We start from the raw sequence: 25127 nt of genomic DNA on the forward strand, positions 1-25127 counted from the left end.
CTGTACTGACCACATTGTTCAGACGAACGAACTACTTTCACTCCGCTTAGCAGGGCTTTATGAGTGTAGAAATTCTATGTTGGCGTACACTGGCGAGAGTCACGTGTGTCGCACGAGAATGACTCGAATAGGAGCGGATACAGCGACTACACCATTCCAACGTGCCGCCCGAGACCTACTGGAGTCCAATCCTGATGCGACACCGCTTGACCTCGCAACGAGTCTTGATTTTCTTACTTCTGATAGCGATGACGCTCATCCCGACTGGCATCCTTCATCTAAACCATTCGATGCGATGGTTCGGGCGTACTTTCTCCAACAACTCACCGGATGGTCTGACCGCGAGACGATAGAAACCATCACTGACGAGACGGAGACGGCCACCGCATTCGGCTTCGAACTAGACGAACTCCCCAGCCGCTCCACTCTAACCCGAGCGAGGAACAATCGTCTTTCAGAACCTCTCAAGGCCTCTCTTAAATGGAAGGCTGGGTGGATTGAAGCACACCTTCAGGCAACAGGTCATCCACTCGCAACACAGGACCTCATTCCTGAAGACAAGAGTAGTGATTCCCAAAGGAATGTGAATCGCTTCATCCGTGACAAACTCGATACCGTTCCGCGTGAGATGGTCAATCTCATCGCCGACGAATGGAACGACTGGATTCCCGACCGCGCACGGAACGCTCAGTACCATCTGAACTCGTTCCTCGAAACCGAGTGTACGATGGGGTTAACGCGTACTGCCGCCGAGCAGGGCTCGGAAATCTATAACGACAATACTGACCGAGATGGTGGCGGCCCCGGTGGAGACCTCTTTGTAGAGTACATGAAGCGGTTAGAAAGGGCTGACGTGCTTCGGATGCTCCACAACTCGACAGGGTTGATGCTTAACACGGCGAAACGACACCTCGAATTCGAGCGCCCCGTAACCGTCGCTATTGACATAACGCTCCTCCCGTTCTACGGCGATACTGACCACGCCAAGCAGAGTGAGTGGATTGTGGATACGCGCAAGCGGCCTGACACGGAGTACGATTGGAGTTACAGGTACGCGACCATCGCCATCGTGGGGGAGAACGTGAAGTTCATGCTCGGATTGAAGCCAGTTCACGAAGATGACAATATGGGGGTTCTAGTTGAGGAACTGCTCGACGACGCACTCCACCACGTCAGTATTGACACCGTGTACGCAGACCGTGCGTTCGCTTCTGCAGACGTGTTAAACACACTCAACCAGCTCCCGGTTAGATACGTCATCCCAGTTCCACTGAACTCTCGTCTCAAAAACGACATTCGACGAATGAGGCATGATGTTAAGGTAACTCACGAATATCCGATTCACGGGAACGTACGAGACGGAGCCACTAACGAGAAAGTGAGAACGACCCGTGTGTTACTCCCCTCTGTCAAGAGCGAAGACGATGGAGCGGGCACTGTCGCGTTCTACACAAATTTGGACGTAGACGATGAATCAGCGGTTGAACGCGAACGGACTGAGAAGGCCATCAATAGGTATCGGCGTCGATGGGGCATCGAGAGTGCGTATCAGTCGCTGAAAACGTTCCTCCCGTGGACTTCCTCGAAAGAACCGGTAGTTCGATTGTTCCACTTTGCGTTCGGGGTGTTATTGTACAATATGTGGCGACTTATCGACTTCCTCATCCAGTTAAGCATAGATGAGTACGAGGTGCGGACGAAGCCGCGTTTGAAATCCAAGCGATTCGTCAATGCGGTGAAATCGCGCAAACTTCTTGCGTAATCCTGTACTCGCGTACTTCTATTCCCCATTTAAAAGATACAACGACCACATAGTAACGGTTTTCAGTAATTCTCTCACCGCACGGAGCAACGCGCTGAAGTTCCGCTCTTTTCTGACTTTTCGTACGGAGAAGGAGACCGCCTACTGCACGAAACTGGCCACATTCGGAACTCGTGCGGCCGGCGGCCCGAGTCCGGATCGGGGTCGATTCCACGGACGGCAGCCCACCAATTTTCGTGCGGAGGCTGTCAGCGCGCGAACGCCGTTTTGATCCACTCGAGGTGGGCCTCCGTCGCCAAACTGTGGTGGTACACCGAGAGTTCACCGTCGGTCGTCACCTCGATCGCGTCGACGAGTTCGTGAAACTGCGCCGCTCGTTCGACGACATCGGGGTCGAGCGTCACGCCGGCGTCGATGGGGAGGTCGACGAGTTCGTCGAGCACCTCGATTCGGCTCCGGGCGGTTTCGGGATCTCGCACGTAGCAGATCGCGGTCACCCGATCGAGGTGGCGCTCGAGATCGGCGAGTCTGACGCCCGCGAGTTCGAGCCCTGCCGGGTCAGAGCCGTAGGCCTCCATCGCGTAGTAGTTGAGCGGGGTCGAGCCGGCCGCGGAGGCGACGCGCTCTACGAGCGAGCCGACGACGCTTGCCCGGAAATCGAACAGCGCGTCCACGGCGGGTTCCTCGTCCGCGAGTTCGGAGTGTGATGGCAGCGACGCGGTCGGATCGGACAGCGACGGGGCGATCAGCTCGCGGACTCGAGTCCGTGCGCGCTCGAAATCGACGCTGTGGGAATCCGCGGCGGCGCGACAGCCGTCACAGAAACACTGCGAGAGGAGCGCCGACTCGAGGGGGTCGGTGACCGTCTGGCGCTTGTCGTGGCCGTGTGCGCTCCCGTGGTCGTGAAACGCACTCGGGAAGCCGATCGACTCGAGTTGCACCTCGTCGACGCCGCGATCGACGATCGCCCCGACGACCGCGCCGTAGTAGTCGCGAACGGCCGGATGCGAGGGACACAGCGAGTGGTCGTGAACGTCGCCAAAGGCGCTCTCGAAGCGGTACTCCGGGTTCGCGGCCGCCAGCGCCGTGTTGTGTAAAACCACCGTCCACGCGTTGACGGCGAGGCCGTGGTCGTGGACGCCGTCGACGATCGCCGCGAGCGGATCCGCCCACGGCTCGACGTCGTTGACCGGCGGTTCGATGGGGATCTCATCGAACCGGTCGTCGGGATCGAAGTAGCAGCCGCCGGCATACGACCTGAACAGGGCGTCGGGAAACCGGGGCTGCATCGATCGGACCGAGTGGTAATGACTGGCCACGTTCAGCGCGTCGACACCGCAGGCATCGAGTTCCGTACAGGCGTCCTCGAGTCCGCTGCGACTCAGCGTCCAGGGATACGTCCACAGGGCTGGCATATACGCACACGCTCGAAGAGGAGGGAGAAAAACGTTCGCTCTCGGCCGTGACGAACCGGTCGAACATCCGTAGCACACCGCATCAGCGGGTCGAACGCGTGAACACCGACCGACGCGCAGGACAGGACAGTTTTGTCACACAAAACAACGTGTGATAGTGACTGACTGACGCGAACGGACTGCGACCTCGAGTACGACACCTCCTCACACGACCGTTTCACGAGGACTTCGAACGAACTACTCCGACCGAACAGCAGTTCCGTTACGTGACTATACTCGTAATTGCTACCCGCGAACGAGCAAAGAGACGGGGTTTTCGACCACTATTCGTTTAGTGACACAAAACAGAACCGGCGAGCGTGTAAATGGGATAACGCGACAGTTCCGCAACGAAACGACCGGGACGAGCCGGCAGAACGCTCGGTCTAGCCGATCTCGGCAGGGGGCTGGCGGAACAACGTGGACCGACTATCAGATCGGGCGCGTTCGCCGTGACCGGGAACCCCCAGATCGTTTTACGTCCCGAAACGGTGTCGAGCGCGCACCACCAGCCGTTCAGACGCGAGAGCGGGCGAAAAACGCTAACACGGAAGAAGACTTATACGGATTCCTCGAGAGCCACCACGATATGGGAAAACTTGCCATTACCGGCGGGCCGAGGGCAGCGGAGGCGCTGTCAGTTCCGGAGTGGCCGCAACCGACGGACACCTGCCGCGAGTACCTCCTCGAGGCGTTCGAGAGCGCCGACTGGTGTCGGGGGCCGTGGATCGAACGACTCGAGCGGGAGTTCGCCGAGTTCCACGACGCCGAACACGCGATCGCCGTCGCCAACGGAACCGTCGCGATCGAACTCGCGTTGCGAGCCGTCGGCGTCGAACCCGGCGACGAAGTTCTGGTGCCGTCGTACTCCTTCATCGCCAGTGCGAGCGCCGTCCCGGCGGTCGGCGCGGTTCCGCGCTTCGTCGATACCGACCCGGCGACGTACAACGTCGATCCCGAGTCGGTCCGCGAGGCGATCACGGAGGACACCGTCGGCCTCGTCGGCGTCCACTTCGCCGGCTACCCGATGGACATGGACGAGCTGTTGCCGATCGTCGAGGAACACGACCTGTTCCTGATCGAGGACGCCGCCCACGCACAGGGCAGCGAGTGGCGCGGCGAGAAGGTCGGTACCTTCGGCGACTTCGGCACGTTCTCGTTCCAGGAGACCAAGTCCCTCCCGTCCGGAGAGGGCGGCATCGTGATCACCGACGACGACGTGCTCGCAGAGCGAGCGAGCACCATGCAGAACATCGGCCGCGCGCAGGGCGAGACCGGCTACCGCCACTACCACCTCTCCTCGAACTCTCGCATGTCTGCGTTTCAGGCCGCGGTCGCCATCGGTCAACTCGAGAAACTCCCCGAGGAGAACGAGATCCGGGAGGCGAACGAGGCGATCCTGCTCGAGGCGTTCGCCGACATCGACGGCATCGAAACGAAGCCCCGGGACGACCGGATCACCGCCCGCGGCTACTGCGTCGAGAACGTCCGCTACGATCCCGAGGGGTTCGGCGGCCTCCCGCGCGACCGGTTTATCGAGGCGCTGCGCGCCGAGGGCGTGCCCGTCTACGACGGCTACGAGGTGCCGATATACAGACAGCCGGCGTTCTTCCGCGACCAGGTGCGCCGCCTCCTCCCGCCGGGGATCGAGGTACCAGACTACCGGAACCTCCACTTACCCGGCGCTGAGGAGCTGTGCGCGAGGAACGTCTCCTACTCGCACCCCCTCCTGCTCGCGGACGAGCCCGACATCCGGACGATCCCGGAGGCAGTCCGAAAAGTCCAGACGAACGTCGGCGAACTGCTGGAGGGCTGAAGGGTGGGCGCTTCGAACGCCGCCCGCGAACGGGCGACGGAGTGGGAAGCGGGCACCGCCACGCGCGTCATCACCCCCGAACAGCCGCTGTGGATGGCCGGATTCGCAGCCAGGGACGACCCCGCAGACGGCGTCGAAACCGACCTCCACGCGAAGGCCCTCGCGATCCGAGACGCCGACGGCGAGACGGTCGTCCTCGTGAGCGTCGAGGTGATCTCGATCCCGCCGGGAATGCGCGAGGAACTCGAGCGGCGCTGTCTCGAGGCCCACGGTCTCGGCCCGGAGGCCGTCGCGTTTACGGCCACCCACACCCACTGCGGGCCGATCCTCCAGGAGTTCCGTGGCCGGATGTACGGCGCCGATCCGGCGCTGATCGACGCCTCGCTCGCCTACCGCGACCGCCTGACCGACGCGCTCGTCTCGCTCGTCGGTGACGCACTCGACGTCTGCGAGCCGGCGGCGCTCGAGTACGGCCACGCCCGCTGTGGCTTCGCGACCAACCGCCGGCTGCCGACGCCAGCGGGGATCGCCCACCGGGTCAATCCCGACGGGCCGATTGACCACGACGTTCCGGTGCTGGCCGTCGAGACGAACGGCGCCCTCGAGGCGGTCGTCTTCGGCTACGCCTGTCACGCGACGGCGTTGAAACTGGATCGCTACTGCGGCGACTGGCCGGGGTACGCGATGGCGACCCTCGAGGAGCGGTATCCGGAGGCGACGGCGCTCTTTCTCACCGGCTGCGCCGGCGACCAGAACCCGTACCCGAAGCGACGGCTCGCCGTCGCGAAACACCACGGGACGGCGCTGGCGAACGCCGTCGAAACCGCACTCGAGGCGCCCAGACGGCCCCTCCACGGTCCGCTGGGGCTCACATGGGAGGAGGTGCCGCTCGAGTTCGAGGGGTACGATCGGGACGACCTCGAGGCGCTGCGAGCGTCCGAGGACCCCTTCGAGCGCCGCCACGTCGAGTTGCTGTCCGAGCGCCTCGCGGCGTCCGACGCCGACGAACTGCCGACGGAGTACCCCTACCGGATGCAGGCGATCGGCTTCGGATCGGACCTCGTGGTGCTCGCGCTGGCCGGCGAGGTCGTCGTCGACTACTCGCTCGCGCTGAAGGCCGACAGTGCGGAACCGCTCTGGGTAGCAGCGTACACGAGCGGCAGTTTCACGTACGTTCCCACGAGACGGCAACTCGCCGAGGGCGGGTACGAGGGGGGCGACGTCACGCGCTTCCGTCGGTACCCCGGCCGGCTGACGCCGGACGTCGAAGAGCGAGTGATGACGCACGCGCGAGTGCTCGTCGACCGGGTTCGCGGTCCGTAAGCGGGTTCACGGCGGTATCGTCCACGCGTACCCGTCGGGTTTAACCTGGCCGGCAGAGAAATCGTCACCGCAGTGGCGGCGGTCGATCACCTCGACGATGGGGCGGTCACCAGGACGGACGTCCATCGGTACGTCAACGGCGACATCCGTGTCGATCACATCGACCTCGACGACGACCTTATCGCCCTTCCGTGACTACTCCTACGACTGAATCGTGGACTTCCCTCACTGAGGCTGGGTCGGCATCTCGCCTTCAGTGAGAACACGTAGTGTGGTGTGAGTTATCATTATCCCTGAAAATCTGTTACAAATTATATTAAATAGCCAACAAGTTATTTGAGGGTATAAAGAGTCGTAAGGAATGAAATGGAACGACGAAAATTCATTACGGGTTCTGCGGTTCTAGCCGTTGGACTGGCAGGGTGTGCGGCGAGCGACGATGACGACGAGCCAACCGTCGTAGACGACGATAACGGAAACGGAGACGACGCTACGGGCGCAGACGACGATGCCGGAAACGGCGACGAAGAGGAAGGCGAAGACGTCGAGGTTGTCATTGGCGAACTCGTCTCGAGCGACGACCTAGAGTTGGTCGTGGAGAGCGCCGAACGAGTAACGGAACTCGACGAGTTCACCGAGGCGGACCCCGGTAACGAGTTCGTCGTCGTGAGGCTCGCCTACAAGAATGTCTCCGACGACCACATCTCCGTGAGCGGGTTGCTTCAGACTCGCCTCCGCGACGACGAGGACTACTCGTACGACCAGTCTCTCTTCGGGACTGGCGAGTCGCTCAACGACGGTCAGGTCGTCCCCGGCGAGGTCGAGCGCGGTGATGTCGTGTACGAGGTTCCCGAGGACGCGAGCGGCCTCGAACTCGAGTTCGACTTCGACATCGGCCTGTTCAGCGGTATCGACCGCGTGACCGTTAACCTCGAATCCGAGGACGACGTTCACCAACTCGAGCAAGACCTGCAGGTCGATGTCCACGACATCGGCCAGACCATCGAGTACAGCGGCATCGAGATCACCGTCAACGACGTCGAGTTCGAGACGGATCTCGACGACTTCACGCAGGCCGAGGAAGGCCACGAGTACGCCATCGTGGACATCACCGTCTCGAACCAATCCGGTGAGGAACAACGCGTCTCGACGGCACTTCAGATGATGGCCAAGGACGAAGACGGGTTCAGCTACAGAGAAGACTTCGGCGCGGCGGCAGCTCTCGACCAGAGCTACGACGAGAGTGCGGAACTCGCCGACGGAGAAGACCGGCGCGGGAAGGTCGCTTACGAGGTTGAGGAGGGTCTCTCGCCCCTCTACTGGGTGTTCGAATTTGACCTGTTGGACGACGGCGACAAGACGTTCTGGCAGTTGCGGTGAGGCGCTAGTCCTCGTCGACCGGGTTCGCGGTCCGTAAGCGGGTTCACGGCGGTATCCGTCCGCCCACACTCGTGGGGTCACCGGTGCCGGCTTCCGGGACGGGTATACTTATCCCACCGCCCTGTGAGGGTATTGCACATGGGACTTCAGCCCGCGCTGTTCAGCAAGGTGCTCGGAGAGCGAAGCCTGCAAGAGGCGGCGACGCTGACCGCCGAGTGCGGCTACGACGGCTTCGAGCCGATGTGTCGCGACCCGCACCTTGGACCGGACCGGTCGCTCGAGGAGGTCCGCGAACTCCGCGACCACCTCGACGACCTCGGCCTCGGTGTGCCGTGTCTGGCGACGTACACGGGCAACTACGCCGCTCTGTCGGAGCCCGAGTGCGAAGCGGAACTCGAGACGCTCGAGTCGTTCCTCGGGTTCGCCGAGATCCTCGACTGCGACGTCGTCCGCCACGGGCCGGGCGGGCCACCCCTCAGGGACGCCACCGACGCTGACTTCGAACACGCCGCGGCCTGGATGCGTCGGGCCGCCGACCGGGCGGCCGAGTACGACGTCACGGTCGCGATGGAGATCCACGCCCACCGGCTGAGCGAAACCGTCGACTCGACCCGGCGGCTGCTCGAGGCGATCGATCGCGACAACGTCGGCGCGATCCACGACGCCGGCAACATGTACATCGTGGGCGACGACTACGGTCCCGAATCGGTTCGCCGGCTCGGCGACGACCTCGTCCACGTCCACGTCAAAGACCTCCAGCGGATCGAGGATGCGACCGGACCGGGGACGTTCGAACTCGAGACCGACGACGGCGTGGAGGCGTTTCAGCGGCGCCGCCTCGAGGAGGGCGCCGTCGACCACGGGCCGCTGTTCGCCGCGCTCGAGGAGGCAGGGTACGACGGCTACGTCACCGCCGAGTCGACGGCCCCCGCCGAGGACGACGTCGCCCTGGCCGAACACGAACTCGCGGCGCTGAGCCGACTCCTCTCCTGAAGGTCGCAGCGTCCGGCTGCGAATTACTCGCTCCGATCGGCCAGAACGGCCACCTCGTCGTCCGAGAGGGGGCGTCTGTAGAGCCGAACGTCGGTCGCGGCGCCGTCGAACCCGCCGCCGAGGAGGTACTCCCCCTTGAGCAGCGTCCAGCTCGCCAGCTCCTCGAAGGCGAGCGGCCCCTCGAAGGGAGCGTCGGCGACGACCTGCCCGTCGACCGCGAACTCGACGGCGGCGCCGTCCCAGCGGCCGGCGAGGTGGCGGGGGACGCCGGCGACCGCGTCGGAGTAGCTGACGACCGTTTCGTTCCCCCGCTCGTCCTCGAGAGCGAACCCGTAGCCGGGTCCGTCGAGGCCGACTCCGAGTGTGACCGCGCCGCCGGCGTTCGCGACGACGCCTCGCTCGTCGAGGGTGCGCGCGTCGACGCGGGCGCAGACGGTGAGCCCCTCGCGGAACGCGGCGGCGTCGTAGAGGTCGACGCCGAGATCGACGCCGTGTCGGCCGTCGCCCTCGAGTTCCCCGCCGGCAAGGTGGTCGGCCGGCAGCCCCCGGAGCACGGTCTGGGACGTGTCCATGTGCTCGTAGGAACCCGCGAGCCAGAGCACGGGGAGTTCGTCGCTCGCGTTTCGGGGGACGACGGGCCGCAGGTCGCAGCCGTTCGGCCGCCGCGTGACGGGGACTTCGGCCCACGTCTCGCCGCCGGTGTCGGTTTCGAACCGGCGCAGAACGCAGTCGTCGCCGCGGGCGACGCAGCCGTAGACGACGGAGGGATCGTCGCGGTCGAGAGAGAGGCCGCCCGAGTAGTGAAGCTCGATCGGGCGCCGCGCGACGTATCGCCCGGCGTCGGCGAGGTGGAAGTCGCGCCAGCGGTCGCCGTCCCACCGGGCGTAGCGGTACTCGTGGGCGAGCGTCGACGGGAACGTCGCGTAGGCCGCCACCGGATGGCCGTCGGCGTCGACCGCCGCGTCCCAGATCCACGTGGAGTGATTTCCGGGGGCGGTCGAGTCGTAGACGACCTCGAGGTCGTCCTTTCGAAGCGGCAACTCGTCGGGGTCGGCGATCGGCGTACCGTCGGCCGCGGCGAACGAGCCGTCGCGAAAGCGCGCGTACATGACGTTCCACTTCGGCGCGTCGCCGCCGCGTTCGGCGTCGGTGAAGAAGAAGTGAATCGCCTCCTCCCCGGCGGCCGGAACGAAGTACATCGAGTAGTGACCCTCCGGCGGCCGGACGATCCGCGTCTGGTCGCCCCAGGTGCGACCGCCGTCGGTCGAGACCCGGTAGTAGACGTTGCCGTCTCCGACGTAACCGTACTTGTCGTCGGTGGCGTCACTGGTGTAGGTCCGGTCGCGGTAGAAGAGGTACAGTTCGTCGCTCCAGGGTGCTCGGACGGGGTTCGGGTACGTGACGCTCTCCTGTTCGATCCGGCCCGGGCGTTCGAACGCGGCGATCGACTCGGGTTCGCTCGAGACCGCCGAGAACAGCGCGTCGCCATTGTGCCCCGCCCAGAAGACGAGTACGTGGCCGTCCTCTCGGACGTGAATCGACGGGTTGGTGTGGTCGTCGGCGGAGAACTCGCTCGCGAGCACCGTCGTCAAAAACGACCGGTCGTCGTGGTCGTACGCCGCCGCGACGATATCGCGGCCGCTCGGACCGCCCAGGTAACACAGGTAGGTCCGGTCGCGGTCGTCGACGTGGCGCACCGCCCGCGGGTTCGTAAACCAGATCCAGCGCGCGTCGACGCCGTAGTTGCCGTGGTTGGCCTCCGGCGAGCGGTCGCTGACGACGCCGTCCGGCGACCGCTCGCCGGGCCAGTGACCCAGGAGACCGCGGCGGAGGTTCGGACCGTCGTTCATCGTCGGGGATCTTCCTGTCTCATGTTCACGTTGTCTGTGTTCACTCGAGAGCGCGACCGATCAGCCGTACTGCTCGGCCAGCCGCTCGGCGTGTTCCTCTCGGCCCGTCTCGATCAGGTGGTCGATGTACGGCTCGAGGTGGTCCCACGTGTAGTAGGGCCCCTTCTCGCCCAGCACGTTCCACATCGGGTCGGTGAACGCACCCGGCGCGTGCGGGTTGCCGCCGTTCTCGTCGTTGACCGTCTCGAAGCGGCGCTCGTCGTGCCACCGCTGGAGTTGTGCCAGCCCCGCGTCGACGATCTCCGGCCGTTCGTCGGCGAGGTTCGTCGTCTCGTGGGGGTCCGCGGCGAGGTCGAACAGCATGACGTCCTCGAGGTCGCTCTTGAACGCGGTGTGGTAGGTCCGGATCAGGAGCCAGTCGGCCCAGCGAACGCTCCGCTGGCAGGTCCAAGTGCCCTGGCTCAACACGAGCGACTCGCGGCCGCTCTCCTCGCCTTCGGTGACGGTGTCGGCGAAGGACTCGCCGTCCCAGCCGTCGGGGGCCTCTCCGCCGATCAGATCGACCAGCGTCGGGGCCAGATCGAGCTGGTAGCGCAGCCCGTGGTCCGTCCCCGGTTCGACGTCCGGTCCGCGGACGATCAGCGGGACGTTACACGCCGGTTCGTCGGCCGTCTGGTGGTCGCCGTAGACGTTCAGTTCGCCGAGGTTTTCGCCGTGGTCGCCGCTGAGCACGATCAGCGTCTCCTCGAAGACGCCCTTCTCGCGCAGCAGGTCGAACAGCTTCCCGATGTGGTGGTCCATGTAGCGGACGCCGACGTCGTAGCCGTCAACCATCTTCGCGAAGTCCTCGCGCGAGGCGATCTCGTCGGGCATCCGGTCGTACTCCCAGGTGCCGCCCCACCCTTTCAGGTCCTGGGCGCTGTGAGCGCCGCTTTCCTCGTAGTGGTCGGCGATCATCTCCTCGGTGAGCCAGTCGGGAGTGGGGTCGTCCGAAAAGGGGTTGCCGTAGTCGGCGGGCGTGCGGTAGGGCGTGTGCGGATCCCAGAAGTTGACGTGGAGGTACCAGTCGTCCTCGTCGGCGTGGGACTCGAGCCAGTCGCGGGCGTGGGGGTAGACCTCGTCGGCGCTCTCGCCGCCGTTGCCGCCGGTGTCGTAGAGTTCGCGAAAGCCCTCGACGACCTGCCAGCCGTCGTGGCGCGCCGGGAACGGGCTGATCATCGCGGTGTAGAACCCCTCGTCTTTGAGGATCGACGCGAGCGTCCGGTACTCGCGAGGGTACTTCGCGCGCCGCGGTTCGCCGACCCGCCGCGGGTCGGCGTTGCGTCCGCCGTGGTTGATTACGCCCGTGTGGATGCCGAACCGGCCGGTGTAGAACGCGGTCCGGGAGGGCAGGCAGGGCGCGTCGGAGGTGTAGACGTTGGTGAACGTCCGCCCGTCGGCCGCGAGGTCGTCGATGTTCGGCGAGGTGTCCCGCTCGTAGCCGTAACACCCCAGGTGATCCGGGCGCAACGAGTCGCAGTCGATGTACAGTATTCGCATACCATGTGCTCACACTCCCCGGCAATAACGTTTTCTCGATGCGACCGTCTCGTCGGCGGAACTGTCTTCAGACGGAACGCATCTTTATTGCCGTGGGACGTCTCGTAGCCGGTACGACGCATGACGGACAGCAGCCCACGCCTCGCCACGACGGACGACTACCCCAGGATCACCGAACTCATCGACCGCTACTTCGCCTACGAGCGAGACGGTATGGCCGCCAGACTCCCGTTCTGTTACGACCCCGACCGGCCAGAGCGTCACGCGGTCGTCGAGGTCGACGGTCGGATCGCCAGTCACATTGCGGCGGTCCCCCAGACGCTCGCCGTCGGCGACGACACCGTCGAGTGCTGGGGCATCGGCGGCGTCGCGACCGACCGGCGCTACCGCGGCAACGGCTACATGAGCGACCTGCTCGAGTTCTGGCTCGATCGGATGGCGGACGAGGGGGTTCCGCTGTCGGAACTCAGCGGGAACCGCCAGCGGTACGGCCACTTCGGCTACGAGCGCGCCGGCATCGAACACCGGTACCCGATCGACGAGCGGTCGTTCGCCGGGACGCCGGCGGCGGCCGACGACGGCGTTATTTCGGTGTACGACGGCGACGCCGACCGGCTCTCGACGCTCCGCGAGCTCCACGAGCGCGAACCCTACCGCGTCGTGCGAGACCGCGAACTGAGCGAGATCACCTTCGGCCAGCGCGGTCTCGAGACGCTGTGTTACGACGGACCCGAGGGGCCGGCGTACCTCAGCCTCAGCCGGGAGAGCCGCAGCCGAACGGTAAGGGAGTTCGGCGGCTCGCGTGGCGGCGTCGAAACGCTGCTCGCACACGTCCTCGCAGTCTACGATCTGAACGAACTGACGGTGTGTGTCCACCCCCGCCACCCGCTCGATTCGCTGTTCCACGAGCACAGCCGCTACTGGAGCCAGCGGCCCCACCGCCTGCTGAACGTCCGGAGCCTCGAGGGGCTGTTCGAGAGCTTCGAAAGCCAGCTCGAGGCCAACTGGCGCGAGAGCGGCCGCACCGAATCCGGCAGCCTCTCCCTGGGCCTCGCAGAAACCGGTGAGGCGGTCGAAATCGCGTACGGCCCCGGCGAGCTGTCCGTCGACACGCGGGCGGACACCGACCCCGATCTCACCCTCGACCGGCTCTCGATGACGACGCTCCTGTTCGGCTTCCACGAGCACATGCGAGAGACCAAACTCTCGGAGCCGGTGCTGGCGGCGGCGCTCCCGCTGCAGTTCTACATCTGGCCGACAGAACACGTCTGAACGGCCAGTTTTCCCGCCGATCGCGGCGTCGGTTTCCTCAGAGCGTGACGGGTCCGTGTTTCTCTCCCGACTCGTAGGCCGCACGAACGATCTCGAGGGCGGCCCGCCCGTCGCGGCCGGTGATCGGCGGCTCCGTCCCCCCGAGCACAGCCTCCGAAAAGTCCTCGATCAGACGCACGCCGGAGGGACGGCGCTCGGGGCTCGAGACCTCGTGCCACTCTTCCGCGGGGCCGAGACGGGTCTCGGCGTTCGTCCGGACCAGCAGCGGCTCCTCGACGACGAGTTCGCCCTCGGTGCCGTAAATCCGGGTTCCCCGTGTCGACCGGTCCCGCGGCGCGTCCTCGAGGAACGAACTCGCGTGGACGGTACCGATCGCGCCGTTGTCGTACCGGAGCGTGACGCTACAGAAGTCCTCGACCTCGACGTCCGTGGCGAACGTGTCGAGTTCGGCGTAGACGCGGGCGATCTCGAGTCCCGTCGCGTAGCGAACGGCGTCGAGGCTGTGAATCGCGTTCATGTTCAACACGCCGCCGCCGCTGTGTTCCCTCGAAGTCCGCCAGTCGGTCTCCACCCGGCCCGTGTAGCCGCCCGTCCAGTAGCTGTCGGGCTTTCGGACCATGACCTGCACCCGAATGCCGACGACGTCGCCGAGGAAGCCGTCCTCGAGCAGTTCCTTCGCTCTCTCGACCTGCGGGGAGTACCGCCGGGGCATGCAGACCGAGAGCGCGACGACGTTCTCCGCGCAGGCCGCGATCATCTCGTCGGCCTCGGCGACGGAGACGGCGATCGGCTTCTCGACCAGCACGTGCTTTCCGGCCTCGGCTGCGGCGATCGTCCCCTTCGCGTGGAGGTGATGCGGGGTCGCGATATACACCGCATCGACCGCCTCGTCCTCGAGGACGTCCGCCGTCGCCGTGGAGTGCGGAACGTCGAAGCGCTCGCCGATGTCTCGCGCGGCGTCGGCGTCGACGTCCATCACCGGCCCGAGTTCGGTGTTCTCGGCGCTCGCGATGCTATCTGCGGTTCGCTTGCTCGTGATCTCGCCGCAGCCGAGGACGCCGACGGTGCAGAGTTCAGACACGGATCCCCTTCGAGCCGCCGGCCGACCGCCCGCCGATCGGCGGCCGTCGATGATGTGCGACGCTCCCGTCTGCCGTTCGGATCGCTGACATGGGTTGTTCGGAGCGAGGGGCTCCGGTCTCATAACGCTGACGTCGGTTCGGCCGCCGCAACCGTATCAACCGAAAGCTATGTCCCGATTGACGGGAGTAGTAGCCGAACGCATGTCCGAGACACGCGGCAACTTCATCGGTGGCGAGTGGACAGATTCGGAGTCGAACGAGGCGTTCGTCGTCCGAAATCCGGCGGATCCGAGCGACGAGGTCGCGTCGTTCCCGCAGTCGTCGGCCGACGACGTCGACCGCGCCGTCGAAGCGGCGAGCGACGCCGCGGGAGCGTGGGCTGACACACCCGCATCGGAGCGCGGAGCGGTCCTCTCGCGGACCGCACGGGAACTCGAGGCCCGCACCGACGAACTCGCAGAAACGCTCGTGCGGGAGGAGGGGAAGGCTCGCCCCGAGGCGGCAGGCGAAGTCGGTCGCGCGGCCGACATCTTCGAGTACTACGCGGCGAAGACGCGGGACCTGGGCGGCGTCGTCAAGTCATCCAGCTCGAGCGGACAGCGCCTCTACACCGTCGCCGAACCGCTCGGCGTCACCGCCCTGATCACCCCCTGGAACTACCCGATCGCGATTCCGGCCTGGAAGCTCGCACCGGCGCTCGCAGCGGGGAACACGGCCGTACTCAAGCCGGCCACGCTCGCCCCGGAGATCGGCCGCCTGCTGATCGAGTGTCTCGAGGAGGCGGGCGTCCCCGACGGCGTCGTCAACTACGTTACCGGCTCCGGAAGCGAGGTCGGCGACGCCCTCGTCAGTCACGAAGACGTCGACGCTGTCTCCTTCACCGGCAGCGCCCGGGTTGGCGACGCTGTCTACCAGCGCGCCGCCGAGGACCAGAAGCGAGTGCAACTCGAGATGGGCGGCAAGAACCCGACGATCGTTTCGGAGAGCGCCGACGTCGAGGAAGCCGCAGAGATCGTCGCCACCGGCGCGTTCGGCGTCACCGGCCAGGCCTGTACCGCCTGCTCGCGGGCGATCGTCCACGAGTCGGTCCACGACGCGTTTCTCGAAGCCGTCGTCGAGCGCGCCGAAGCCATCGACGTCGGCCCCGGCCTCGAGGGCGGCGAGATGGGGCCGCAGGTCAGCGAGGACGAACTCGAGAGCACCCTCGAGTACGTCGACGTCGCGAAACGCGAGGGCGCGACGCTCGAGACCGGCGGCGGCCGGCCCGAAGACGAGCAGTGTGAGTCGGGGTACTTCGTCGAACCGACGGTATTCTCGGACGTCGACCCCGAGATGCGGATCGCCCAGGAGGAGGTGTTCGGCCCCGTGCTCTCCGTTCTCACCGTCTCCGACTTCGAGGAGGCGGTCGCCGTCGCCAACGACGTCGAGTACGGCCTCTCGGCGAGTATCGTAACGAACGATCACGCGGAGGCCAACCGCTTCGTCGACGACGTCGAGGCGGGCGTCGTCAAGGTCAACCAGAAGACGACCGGCCTCGAGTTGCACGTTCCGTTCGGCGGGATGAAAGCGTCCTCGAGTGAAACCTACCGCGAACAGGGCGACGCTGGCCTCGACTTCTACACCATCACGAAAACGGTGTACGACAGCTACTAGAGCCGTCCAAAGGGCAGCTGGCGTCAACCAGCGGGTCGTCGTTCGTCCGTCGCGGCCTCGAGCGAACCGACGAAAGACACCCGGGCGGGTGGGTCGGCGTGATCGAACCGTTCGGGGACGGCTATTCGGCCGACCACGACGAGACGAGCGGAATCGTCACGTCGTCGTCCTCGTCGATGATGTACCGGTAGCCGCCGTCTTCGAGCTGGTCGGGGTCCTCGAAGTCGCGGGTGAACGTCTTGTCGCCGACGTCGACCGTGACGAGGTTACCCCGGCCGCTCGAGAGCCCTTCGATCGGGTAGGCGCCGTTACCGCGACCGCGACGACTGCGTCCGAACGGCGGCTCCTCGGGGTCGGGGTGGCCCCGCCACGGGTTCGAGTCGTCGTTGTCGACGTAGACGAAGCCGGCGTGGCGCTCGAGTTCGCCGCGGTTGCCCGCGACCCGCATCGTGAGCTCGTTCTCGAGGCTGATATCGCGCGTGAAGTCCTCGACGAACGCCTGGACGGAGGCCGTCGACTCCTGGATCAGCGACTCGCCGTCGACGACGAGGTGGGTGCCGTCGTGGACGTAGGCGTACTCCGGCTCGCCGTTCTCGACGGAGTAGAGGCCGAAGAAGCCCTTGAACTCGAAGGTGTCGTCGACGACGACGGTTGTGTCGTCGTCGAACGCGCAGACGACGTAGTCGGTCCGGCCGGTCGTCAGCTCGACTCGGACCGCCCGCGCGTTCGTCGGCTCGCCGTCCTCGTCGACGGCGGGCACGACGTCGACCGAGTCGACGACGCGGTCGCCCTCGTAGTGCTCGATCGTCGAGACGAACGTGCTCTCGAGGTCGCCGCCCGACCGGTTGAGGAACGCGTAGGGGATCGAGGGCTCCGGCGTCGCACCGTCGGTGCTGTTCGGCGGGTAGCCGTCCGCGATGGCGACCTCGTCGAACTCGCCGAAAGATGTCAGCCGCATGGCGACGCCCTCGGCGTTGTCGTCGCGGAGGTCGAAGTGGTCCTCGACGTCCCACTCGATCGAAACCTTCTCGGCGGGGTCCGCGTCACGCGAGACGTTGTCGAAGTAGTTGTAGCCGGCACCTTCGGCCGCACCCCAGCCGGGGATCCGCTCGTCGTTGTAGTCCTCGTCGGCGTAGGGAACGTCCTCTCCGGCCAGCGTGCCACCGTCCTGGGGGACGAGCTCGAGCCCCTCGGTGTTCACGTCGGCTCGCGTCCCGTGGAAGCTGTAGAGGTGGTCCTCGCCGCCCGCGACGCGGAAGAAGTCGACCGCGTAGGAGTGTTCCTCGTCGACGGTGATCCAGGCGACGGCTCGCCGGTACTCGTCGGTCTCCTCGTAGACGTGCGGCGCCTCGACGTCGATCAGGTTCACGCGCTCGTCTTCGCCGTCGAAGTGACGCGGCAGGCCGACCCAGTGGTGTTGCTGGCCCGCCTTGTTCACGACGACGGTGTTGTGGCTGATCGTGTTGTCGGTGAAAAAGCGCCGCGGCGGGTGGTCGCCGGTCGACTCGGGATAGCCCAGGTCTCGAGCCAGCTCCATCTCGTTGGCCGCGAGCCCGACGTTCAGCGTGTCGCGGTGGCCGTGGACGGTGCCGCCGCCCTCGATGCCGTTGCGGCCGTAGTACATCCAGAGCTCGCGTTTGGTGTTCCCGAGGGTCGAGGCGCCGTCTCTGATCTCGCGATCCGTCGAGTCGAGTAACTCGAGGGTGTACAGCGCCATCCGGTAGCCGTTCGCGTCCTCGTTCCGACCCACGTTTTCGAAGCGGATCTCGGTCGTTCCCGCCGCCAGTTCGTGCGTGTACGTCAGGGTCTCGCGGCCGCTACCGTCGAACGCGAAGTCGACCGTGTCGACGTGCTCGTCGTCGATGTACACCTCGTAGATGCCGTAGGTGTCCGCGAACAGCACGTCGACGTCGAGGTCGTACTCGTCGCTCGCACCGACGTCGACCGCGAACGTCCACTGTTCGCCCGCCTCGTCCGCGTTGAGCTGGATCGCCTCCGGGAAGCTGTCGTCGACGTGTGTCGACGCCTCCTCGAACAGAGTCGAGAAGTCGTGGGTGACGCCGTAGGAGACGGTCAGGTAGTTCTCGCCGTCGCGCAGGGCGGCGAAGCCGTAGCCCGCGAGGTTGTCGCTTCCGAGGTCGAGCGGTCCTTCGGCGTCGATGATCGACTGGATCTCCTCGTCGAGCCCCTCGGGGTCGGCGTCGAAGATCGACCCCTGGATGCCGTCGGTGGAGTAGCCGTTCAGGAAGTGCCAGAACTGGGCGTAGTAGCTGTCGCCGGTAACGTGGTAGCCGTCCTCGATCCCCGTCTGGCTCACCTGGTAGGGCGGGCTCATATCGTAGGTGTGGGTGTCGCCGATCTCCGGGAACACCGTGTCGAGGAGCACGAGGTGGGAGTTGATTCCCAGCGCCTGCTGGAGCTTGGGGTGCTGGTAGAGGTCCGCGCCGTCGAAGCCGTCGTACCCCTGAAGCACCTCCGCGACTTGCCGGACCGAGGACATCTGGATGCGGTTGTACAGCTGTGCGGCCTCGTGCCAGTAGCCGTCGCGGTCACAGTCGTTGACGACCGGTACCAGCAGCTCGCCGCCGGTCGTGTTCCAGTTCTCCGGTTCCTCGTCCCAGACGTCGCCGTCGAAGATCTCGCCGCCGGGCTGGAACAGCCACTCGAGTGCTTCCCTGGTGTACCCCTCCTCGCGAACGTCGTCCTGAACGCGAGCCGAGACCGCGATCGTCGGGCGCTGGCCCCGGTCGGGGACGAGATCGGAGTTCTTGGCAGCGGGGAGCATCTCCATGATGAAGTTCTCCTCGATGTTCTCGCGAATCGCCTCGACGGAGTCCTTCGCCGGCAAACCGGGGTACTCGTCGACCCGGCCCTGCAGGAAGTCGAGCACTTCGTCGGCGACGTCCTCGTCGTCGAGGGCGGGGAAGAGCGCGTCGTACGCCTCGATCAGCGGCCGGACGAGGTTCGTCTCCCAGGAGCCGCCGATGACGCGCCCGGTCTGGCGGCCGCCGTGGTTGTTCCAGAAGCCGTCGAGCGACTGGGTGTACTCCGTGAGGTCCATCTCCGGGTAGACGTCCGCGATCCGATCGAGCATGACGAGCCCGGCGACGGCGTACTTCGAGTCGCCCGTCAGCAGGTAGGCGTCGGCGAGCGAGGGGACGAGGTCGTCGACGCCCCGCGGACGCCAGACGAACCAGTGGTTGTAGTAGGCGACGAAGTTCCAGCGGTTGCCCGCGCCGAGCCCGAGGTCGTTATTGTCGTCGTGCCAGCCCCAGCCGTCGTCGACGCCCCAGCCCTCGCCCATCTCGGGGTGCTCCTCGTTGACGAGCAGCGAGTCGTCGGCGAGGTCGGGGTCGAACATCCCGCGGTCGTCGAGGCCGCTCTCGCGGTAGGCCGCGAAGTCGTTCGTCGGGAAGACGAAGTTCCCGTCGCCGTGGGGGTTGTCGATCGCCGATTCGATCTTCCACGGCCTGTCCGTGCCGGGTTCGCTGTAACCGCCCAGCGCGTTTCGCTCCGAGGTCTCCCCGCCGCCGCGGGGGATCTTCTGGGAGGTGATCAGGCTCCAGAGACTCTCGAGGTCGGGGCCCCACCGATCGAGGTTCGATTCGGCAGTCGACACCGCGCTGTCCCGCTCGCTCGCCGCCCAGTCGTAGTTCTGGACGTTCTGGCGGGCGTTCTCGCGCATCTCGGTCGTGTAGAGCGTCGGCCGCGTCTTCAGGTGATAGGCGCCGTCGCCGCTCTCTTCGGCCGCGACGCTGCCGAAGCCGGTGAACATGCCGCCGACGATTCCTGCCCCGGTCGTCGCCAGCAACGTTCGCCGCGAGAATCCGCTTCTGTCGCGCGATTCGCCGGTATCGTACCCCGTTTCGTCTGACGGTCCGTTCGGTAGGCCCCGATGGCTATTGCCTGCCATGGTTTGCCATGGCGATGCCGGTAAATAACAGTTACTGTGTTTTTATATGTATTCGATATTTCAGAACAGTAGGACAGAAGTTCGACTCGCGGAACGTCTCCGAAAAACGACCGACTCTGGTACCCGGCAACGAAGCCACAACGCCACAAGAATATTATCGCCTCGCACGAGAGGGAGCGTATGGTCGATTCGCCAGCGGAAATGTCGGAGCTGTCGCTTTCGGAAAAGGTCGGACAGCTGCTCCACGTCGGGATCGGGCTCGGCCACCTCGAGACCGACGAGGGGTGGCCCGACGAGGAGTTTCGCACCGTCCTCGAGGAGCTCAAACCGGGCGGGGTCAGAGTGTACGGAAATCACGCGGTCACCCCGCACTTCATGGCCCAGTACACGAACCGGATCCAGGAGTGGGCGGCGGAGACCTCCCACGGGCATCCCGTGTTGATCTCCTGTGACGGCGAGTACGGCACCGTCGACATCACCAGACACGAAGCGCAGGCGTATCCGGCGCTCATGGGACGAACGGCGGCCGGCGATCGGACGCTCGCGACGGACGTCTCGAGCGCGGTCGCCCGCGACATGCTCGCGATCGGGTTGAACATGAACCACCAGCCGGTGGTCGACGTCAACACGAACCCGGACAACCCGGTCATCGGCGTCCGTTCGCCCGGCAGCGATCCCGAGACGGTCGCCGACTACGCCGGGGCGGCCCTCGAGGGGATCCACGCCGAGGAGCAGATCGCCGTCGCGAAGCACTTCCCCGGCCACGGCGACACGGAACTCGACTCCCACGAGGTGTTGCCCCACGTCCGGTACGACCGTGAAACGCTCGAGGAGATCCACCTGCCGCCGTTCGAGGCGATGATCGAGGCGGGCGTCGACTGCATCATGACCTCCCACATCGTCGTCGAGTGTCTGGACGACTCCCAGCCAGCGACGCTCTCGAGGCCGGTGCTCACCGGCCTCCTCCGGGAGGAACTCGGCTTCGACGGCGTCGTGATCACCGACGCGATGATGATGGACGCTATCGCGGACAACTACGGCGTCGGCGAAGCGGCCGTCCGGGCGGTCGACGCCGGCGTCGACCTGATTCTGACCGGCTTCGTCCCCGCAGCGGACCTCCGGGAGACGCGCGACGCCCTCCTCGAGGCCGTCGAGGAGGGGCGACTGTCCGAGGAGCGCATCGACCGATCCGTCGAGCGAATCCTCGCGCTCAAGGAGCGCTACGACCTCGCCGAACGGCGGTCGGTCGATCCCCTCGCCGCCCTCGAGACGATCGGCGGCGACGAGGGAGGCGCGCTCGCCGTCGAGGCCTACGAACGGTCGCTGACGCTGCTCGGAAACGACGACCTCCTGCCGCTGGCGCCCGATTCGAACGTCCTCCTGACGGGAATCCGGGGCGTCCACGCCCTCGAGCCCCACTTCGACGCCACCTTCGGCGACGTCGTGAGCTGTTCGCTCGCCCCGGACCACGCGCGCATGCTCGACGACGTGAAACCGGAGACCGAGCCGGATTCGATCGAGACGCAACTCGAGACGCTTCGGTCGCTCGCGGGAGCCGTCGACGTCGCCGTCGTCACCACGTACTCCCGAGAGGAGTTCTCCGAGGACCAGCGTCGGCTCGTCGACGGTCTCGCGGCCGACCTGCCGGTCGTCGTCGTCTCGCTCGGCCTCCCGAACGAGTACGAACGGCTCCCGGCGGACGTCGCGTACCTCGCGACGTACCTGCAGGATCGCCTCGGAATGCCGGCGCCGGTTCCCGACGCGGCCGCCGCCGCGATCGTCTCGACGCTCGAGCGAGACGTCGACGCCGTCGAGTCGCTCCCGATCGAGTGAGTCGGCGCAGACGGCAGTTATAAGGACGTTCCGAAACTGGATACCGGTATCATGCCCCCTTCCGACGACGATCCGTCCGCTCGAGCGGGTTCGGCGCCCGATCCCGAGACCGCCGCGTCGGTTCCCGCGGACGTCGCCGATCTCGTCGACCGACTGCTGTACGGAGACGAGCGAGAGCGACGGGACGCGCTCGAGTCGTTCGACGAACTCACAGCCGAGCGCGAGTCCGGGGCGGCGGCCGTCGCGGACCACCTCGAGACCATGCTCGTCGCCGAGGACGCGGAAACGCGCCGTCGGGCGACGCTCGTCGTCGACTCGCTCGTCGACCGCCAGCCCGACGCGTTCGCCCGTCTCCGCCCCGAACTCGCGGCGATCGGCTCCGACATCGCCGATCCGGCTCGCGAGCGGGCCGTGCTCGCGCTGTCGAAGCTCGCACTCGAGCGACCCGACCTCGGAGCGCCCGCGACCGAAACCCTGGTTGCGATGTGTCACTCGCGGATCGGCTTCGACGACGAACCGGCGGACGGAATCGCGGGGCCGCCGGGAGCCGGACCGCCGGTCGAGCGGGTCCGCGAAAGCCCGGAGCGCGAGCGGCGCGATGCGGTTCGAATCCACGCCGCCGGCGCCCTCACGCGCATCGCCGCCGAGCGCCCCGACGCCGTCGTCGATCACGTCCCGCGAGTCGGCGCGCTCCTCGAGTACGAGGACGAGAACCACCTCGTCCGCAGCGGCGCGTGCGAGGTGCTCGAGTCGATGGCCAGATCGAATCCCGACTCCGCCGAACCGTTCGCGCCGGCGCTGGCCTCGCTCGTCGCGACGAGCGTCGAGCGCACGGTCGTCTGGCGGGCGGCCGACGCGCTCGAGGCGCTCGCCGAGGGCGCCCCCGAAGCGGTCGGCGAGGCGGTCGCGTCGCTGGCCGCGGAGTTCGGCTCGCGCCTCGAGTCGACCCACCCCGGACTCAGGGGCGCCAGCGCGGGACTGCTCGCCTACGCCGCCGAGGTCGACCCGTCGACCGTCGAGCCGTTCGTCCCCCGGTTTCGGGACCTCCTCGCGGACGAGCAGCCGCCGGTGCGGGCGAACGCGGCGCTCACACTGGGGCTTGTCGACGCGGTCGAGGCCCGCGAGGAACTGGACGACCTCGCGACGAACGACCCCGACGAGGACGTTCGAACGCTCGCCCGCAGCGCGGTCGACCGCCTCGAGGCGGCCGAGGCCGACGACGCCGACTGACTCGAGACTGCCGTGTTCGCGTTCCTGACCGCGAACACGGCGCCTCCTCGTCGCCGTCCGAACGCGACCTACCGGCAGGTAGTGCCGATGCAATCACGTATTTACGGTCCGGTCGGCGAACAGATACGATACATGGTAATTACTGACAAGCACGGCGGTAGTAACGCGACGGAGACGGCGCTGACGCGGCGCAAGATGCTCGCGGCGAGTTCGGCGCTGCTCGCGGCCGGTGCGGCCGGCTGTCTCAGCGGCGGCGAGGACGACGACGGCGAGGACGGCGCCAACGGCGGCGGCGAGGCGGAAACGATCACGACGTGGACCTCGACCATCCCCGGCGAGATGAACCTCAACAGCATGGCGTCGGGGTTCCCGTGGGACGAGGAGTGGATCTTCTTCGAGCAGATCACCACGTTCTACGCCGACGGCGAGGTCGAACACGAACTCGTCGAAGACTGGGAGTACGACAACGACGACCGCACGCTCACCGTGGAGTTCGCCGACGGCTGGTACTGGTGGAACGGCGACCAGGTCACCGCCGAGGACATCTACTGGACCGACATGGTCAGCCACCACAGCAATCCGGAGATCAGCCAGTGGGAGGACCTCGAGCTGGTCGACGAGATGACCATCGTCCGCACCTTCAAGGAAGAACAGAACCCGATCCACATCGACTCGATGGTCAGCGGCGCCTTCGGAGAGACGGTTCGCGGCCACCGCGACTGGTACGAGCCGTGGGCCGAGCGACTCGCGGAGGCGAGCGACCAGGAAGAGCGCGCCGAACTCCAGGACGAACTCGCCGAGGAGATGCCGATTCACCTCTCGACGGCCGTCGAGGAGGGGCTCGGGAACGGCCCGTACGCGATCACCGAGTTCGACGAGCAGTCGATCCGCCTCGAGTTGAACGACGACCACCCCTACGCCGACGAGATGGACATTCCCCGCCTCGAGATCATCCTCGCCGCGGACGACGCGCTCGCCCAGCGCATCCTCGGCGGCGACATCGACTTCGGGAGCGGGCTCCTCGAGACGCACATCGGCGACGCGGAGCGACCCGACCACCTCGATGACGTCGTCCGGTACGACGACACGTACATGCGGAACGTCAAATTCTACGAGCAGGGGCCGGGCGAGGCGCACATGCGCACCCTGGAGGTCCGACGTGCGATCGCGCACGTCCTCGATAATCCCGATATTTCGGAGAACTACGCCACGCCGAGTACGCCGCGGGAAGCACAGACCGGCATGACCGCCGCCGTCACCGAGACGTTCTTCGACGACGAGTTTATCGACGACTTCATCGACTACCCGTACCAGGCCGACGAGGACGGTGCGATCGACCTGATGGAGTCCGCGGGCTACGAACTCGACGGCGACGACTGGGTCGACGAAGACGGCGACCGGGTCGAACTCGAGATGGTGATCCCCGACCGGCACACGAACATCGCGCGAACGGTCGTCGATCAGCTCAACGAGTTCGGATTCACAGTGGATCTGAACGTCCTCGAGGGAGCGACGTACAACGATCGGCGCTCGGACGTGATCGACTGGGATCTCACCGTCGGCGAGCACGGCGGGATGATCGCCCACCCGTGGTACTACTTTCGGCTCGAACACCAGCACTCGAACGACTTCGGCGAGATCGACGTCGCGATGGACGCCATCGAGGAAGGCGAGACGCGCACGCCGTACAACGGACGCCAGACGGTCGTCGACCTCCCCACCGAGGTCGGCCAGGAAGATCCCAGCGGCTCGACCGAGGAGGTCAATCTCGTCGAACTCTACAACGAGTGGTGGATCACCCAGACCGACGAACGAAACCAGGAGATCGCCGAGACGTTCGCGTGGTGGTTCAACTACTACGTCCCGATGGTCGACCTCGTCGAACTCGAGACGGGGTCGTTCGGAAACACGCGGGACTTCCAGTTCGACACGGAAACGAACGACTGGCAGACCTACCGGGGCGACTACCGCGCGCTACGTCGCGGCCGGATTACCGCCGGCACCGACTGAACCGCCGCCGACCGAAA

At 66.0% G+C, this 25127-nt stretch carries 16 protein-coding genes; 11 read left to right on the forward strand and 5 right to left on the reverse strand.

Annotation, left to right across the window (positions count from 1 at the left end):
- The first annotated feature begins 118 nt into the window (after window positions 1-118).
- Window positions 119-1762, forward strand: coding sequence for a transposase (locus NMQ11_RS16305; protein ID WP_255171411.1), 1644 nt, complete (start codon window positions 119-121; stop codon window positions 1760-1762).
- 248 nt (window positions 1763-2010) lie between these two features.
- Here the strand turns inward: NMQ11_RS16305 and NMQ11_RS16310 are convergent, their stop codons facing one another.
- Window positions 2011-3177 (reverse strand): glycoside hydrolase family protein, encoded by a 1167-nt coding sequence (locus NMQ11_RS16310; RefSeq protein WP_255171412.1) that lies wholly within the window; start codon window positions 3175-3177, stop codon window positions 2011-2013.
- 628 nt (window positions 3178-3805) lie between these two features.
- Between NMQ11_RS16310 and NMQ11_RS16315 the strand changes: the two genes are divergently transcribed.
- From NMQ11_RS16315 to NMQ11_RS16335, 5 genes are all read left to right on the forward strand, one after another.
- A complete protein-coding gene (locus NMQ11_RS16315) occupies window positions 3806-5032 on the forward strand; it encodes a DegT/DnrJ/EryC1/StrS family aminotransferase (RefSeq protein WP_255171413.1) in 1227 nt (408 codons plus the stop codon).
- A 3-nt stretch (window positions 5033-5035) separates the two neighbouring features.
- Window positions 5036-6355, forward strand: a complete 1320-nt coding sequence (locus tag NMQ11_RS16320) for a hypothetical protein (protein ID WP_255171414.1) — start codon at window positions 5036-5038, stop codon at window positions 6353-6355.
- A 72-nt stretch (window positions 6356-6427) separates the two neighbouring features.
- A complete protein-coding gene (locus tag NMQ11_RS16325) occupies window positions 6428-6550 on the forward strand; it encodes a hypothetical protein (protein WP_255171415.1) in 123 nt (40 codons plus the stop codon).
- 171 nt (window positions 6551-6721) lie between these two features.
- A complete protein-coding gene (locus NMQ11_RS16330) occupies window positions 6722-7735 on the forward strand; it encodes a DUF4352 domain-containing protein (protein WP_255171416.1) in 1014 nt (337 codons plus the stop codon).
- Window positions 7736-7873: 138 nt separating this feature from the next.
- A complete protein-coding gene (locus tag NMQ11_RS16335; protein WP_255171417.1) occupies window positions 7874-8728 on the forward strand; it encodes a sugar phosphate isomerase/epimerase family protein in 855 nt (284 codons plus the stop codon).
- Window positions 8729-8751: 23 nt separating this feature from the next.
- Here NMQ11_RS16335 and NMQ11_RS16340 read toward each other — a convergent pair whose 3' ends face one another.
- Window positions 8752-10578: a BNR-4 repeat-containing protein gene (locus NMQ11_RS16340; RefSeq protein WP_255171418.1), complete on the reverse strand. Its 1827-nt coding sequence runs from the start codon at window positions 10576-10578 to the stop codon at window positions 8752-8754.
- Window positions 10579-10638: 60 nt separating this feature from the next.
- On the reverse strand, window positions 10639-12117 hold the full coding sequence (locus tag NMQ11_RS16345) for a sulfatase family protein (RefSeq protein WP_255171419.1): 1479 nt from the start codon (window positions 12115-12117) through the stop codon (window positions 10639-10641).
- Between the two features lie 120 nt (window positions 12118-12237).
- Here NMQ11_RS16345 and NMQ11_RS16350 point away from each other — a divergent pair, with 120 nt between their 5' ends.
- Entirely contained in the window at window positions 12238-13389 is a 1152-nt protein-coding gene (locus NMQ11_RS16350) for a GNAT family N-acetyltransferase (RefSeq protein ID WP_255171420.1), read from the forward strand.
- Window positions 13390-13426: 37 nt separating this feature from the next.
- On the opposite strand, the gene NMQ11_RS16355 is transcribed toward NMQ11_RS16350, so the two are convergent.
- Window positions 13427-14470 (reverse strand): Gfo/Idh/MocA family protein, encoded by a 1044-nt coding sequence (locus NMQ11_RS16355; RefSeq protein ID WP_255171421.1) that lies wholly within the window; start codon window positions 14468-14470, stop codon window positions 13427-13429.
- A 202-nt stretch (window positions 14471-14672) separates the two neighbouring features.
- Here NMQ11_RS16355 and xacF point away from each other — a divergent pair, with 202 nt between their 5' ends.
- Window positions 14673-16124 (forward strand): 2,5-dioxovalerate dehydrogenase, encoded by a 1452-nt coding sequence (gene xacF, locus NMQ11_RS16360; RefSeq protein WP_255171422.1) that lies wholly within the window; start codon window positions 14673-14675, stop codon window positions 16122-16124.
- A gap of 121 nt (window positions 16125-16245) precedes the next feature.
- Here the strand turns inward: xacF and NMQ11_RS16365 are convergent, their stop codons facing one another.
- Window positions 16246-20037: a heparinase II/III domain-containing protein gene (locus NMQ11_RS16365; protein WP_255171423.1), complete on the reverse strand. Its 3792-nt coding sequence runs from the start codon at window positions 20035-20037 to the stop codon at window positions 16246-16248.
- 180 nt (window positions 20038-20217) lie between these two features.
- On the opposite strand from NMQ11_RS16365, the gene NMQ11_RS16370 reads away from it, so the two are divergent.
- From NMQ11_RS16370 to NMQ11_RS16380, 3 genes are all read left to right on the forward strand, one after another.
- The gene (locus NMQ11_RS16370; RefSeq protein ID WP_255171424.1) at window positions 20218-21870 is read left to right on the forward strand and encodes a glycoside hydrolase family 3 protein; all 1653 of its coding nucleotides are present in this window, start codon (window positions 20218-20220) and stop codon (window positions 21868-21870) included.
- 51 nt (window positions 21871-21921) lie between these two features.
- A complete protein-coding gene (locus NMQ11_RS16375; RefSeq protein WP_255171425.1) occupies window positions 21922-23100 on the forward strand; it encodes a HEAT repeat domain-containing protein in 1179 nt (392 codons plus the stop codon).
- A 132-nt stretch (window positions 23101-23232) separates the two neighbouring features.
- Entirely contained in the window at window positions 23233-25110 is a 1878-nt protein-coding gene (locus tag NMQ11_RS16380) for an ABC transporter substrate-binding protein (protein ID WP_255171426.1), read from the forward strand.
- The last annotated feature ends 17 nt before the right edge of the window (window positions 25111-25127 follow it).

The organism is Natrononativus amylolyticus (assembly GCF_024362525.1).
Lineage (GTDB): Archaea > Halobacteriota > Halobacteria > Halobacteriales > Natrialbaceae > Natrononativus > Natrononativus amylolyticus.

Coding starts and splice junctions, on each gene's coding strand:
- NMQ11_RS16375 (WP_255171425.1), top strand. CDS start 21,922: ATGCCCCCTTCCGACGACGATCCGTCCGCTCGAGCGGGTTCGGCGCCC.
- NMQ11_RS16365 (WP_255171423.1), bottom strand. CDS start 20,037: ATGGCAGGCAATAGCCATCGGGGCCTACCGAACGGACCGTCAGACGAA.
- NMQ11_RS16350 (WP_255171420.1), top strand. CDS start 12,238: ATGACGGACAGCAGCCCACGCCTCGCCACGACGGACGACTACCCCAGG.
- NMQ11_RS16335 (WP_255171417.1), top strand. CDS start 7,874: ATGGGACTTCAGCCCGCGCTGTTCAGCAAGGTGCTCGGAGAGCGAAGC.
- NMQ11_RS16305 (WP_255171411.1), top strand. CDS start 119: ATGACTCGAATAGGAGCGGATACAGCGACTACACCATTCCAACGTGCC.
- NMQ11_RS16370 (WP_255171424.1), top strand. CDS start 20,218: ATGGTCGATTCGCCAGCGGAAATGTCGGAGCTGTCGCTTTCGGAAAAG.
- NMQ11_RS16340 (WP_255171418.1), bottom strand. CDS start 10,578: ATGAACGACGGTCCGAACCTCCGCCGCGGTCTCCTGGGTCACTGGCCC.
- NMQ11_RS16310 (WP_255171412.1), bottom strand. CDS start 3,177: ATGCCAGCCCTGTGGACGTATCCCTGGACGCTGAGTCGCAGCGGACTC.
- NMQ11_RS16380 (WP_255171426.1), top strand. CDS start 23,233: ATGGTAATTACTGACAAGCACGGCGGTAGTAACGCGACGGAGACGGCG.
- xacF (WP_255171422.1), top strand. CDS start 14,673: ATGTCCGAGACACGCGGCAACTTCATCGGTGGCGAGTGGACAGATTCG.
- NMQ11_RS16315 (WP_255171413.1), top strand. CDS start 3,806: ATGGGAAAACTTGCCATTACCGGCGGGCCGAGGGCAGCGGAGGCGCTG.
- NMQ11_RS16345 (WP_255171419.1), bottom strand. CDS start 12,117: ATGCGAATACTGTACATCGACTGCGACTCGTTGCGCCCGGATCACCTG.
- NMQ11_RS16330 (WP_255171416.1), top strand. CDS start 6,722: ATGGAACGACGAAAATTCATTACGGGTTCTGCGGTTCTAGCCGTTGGA.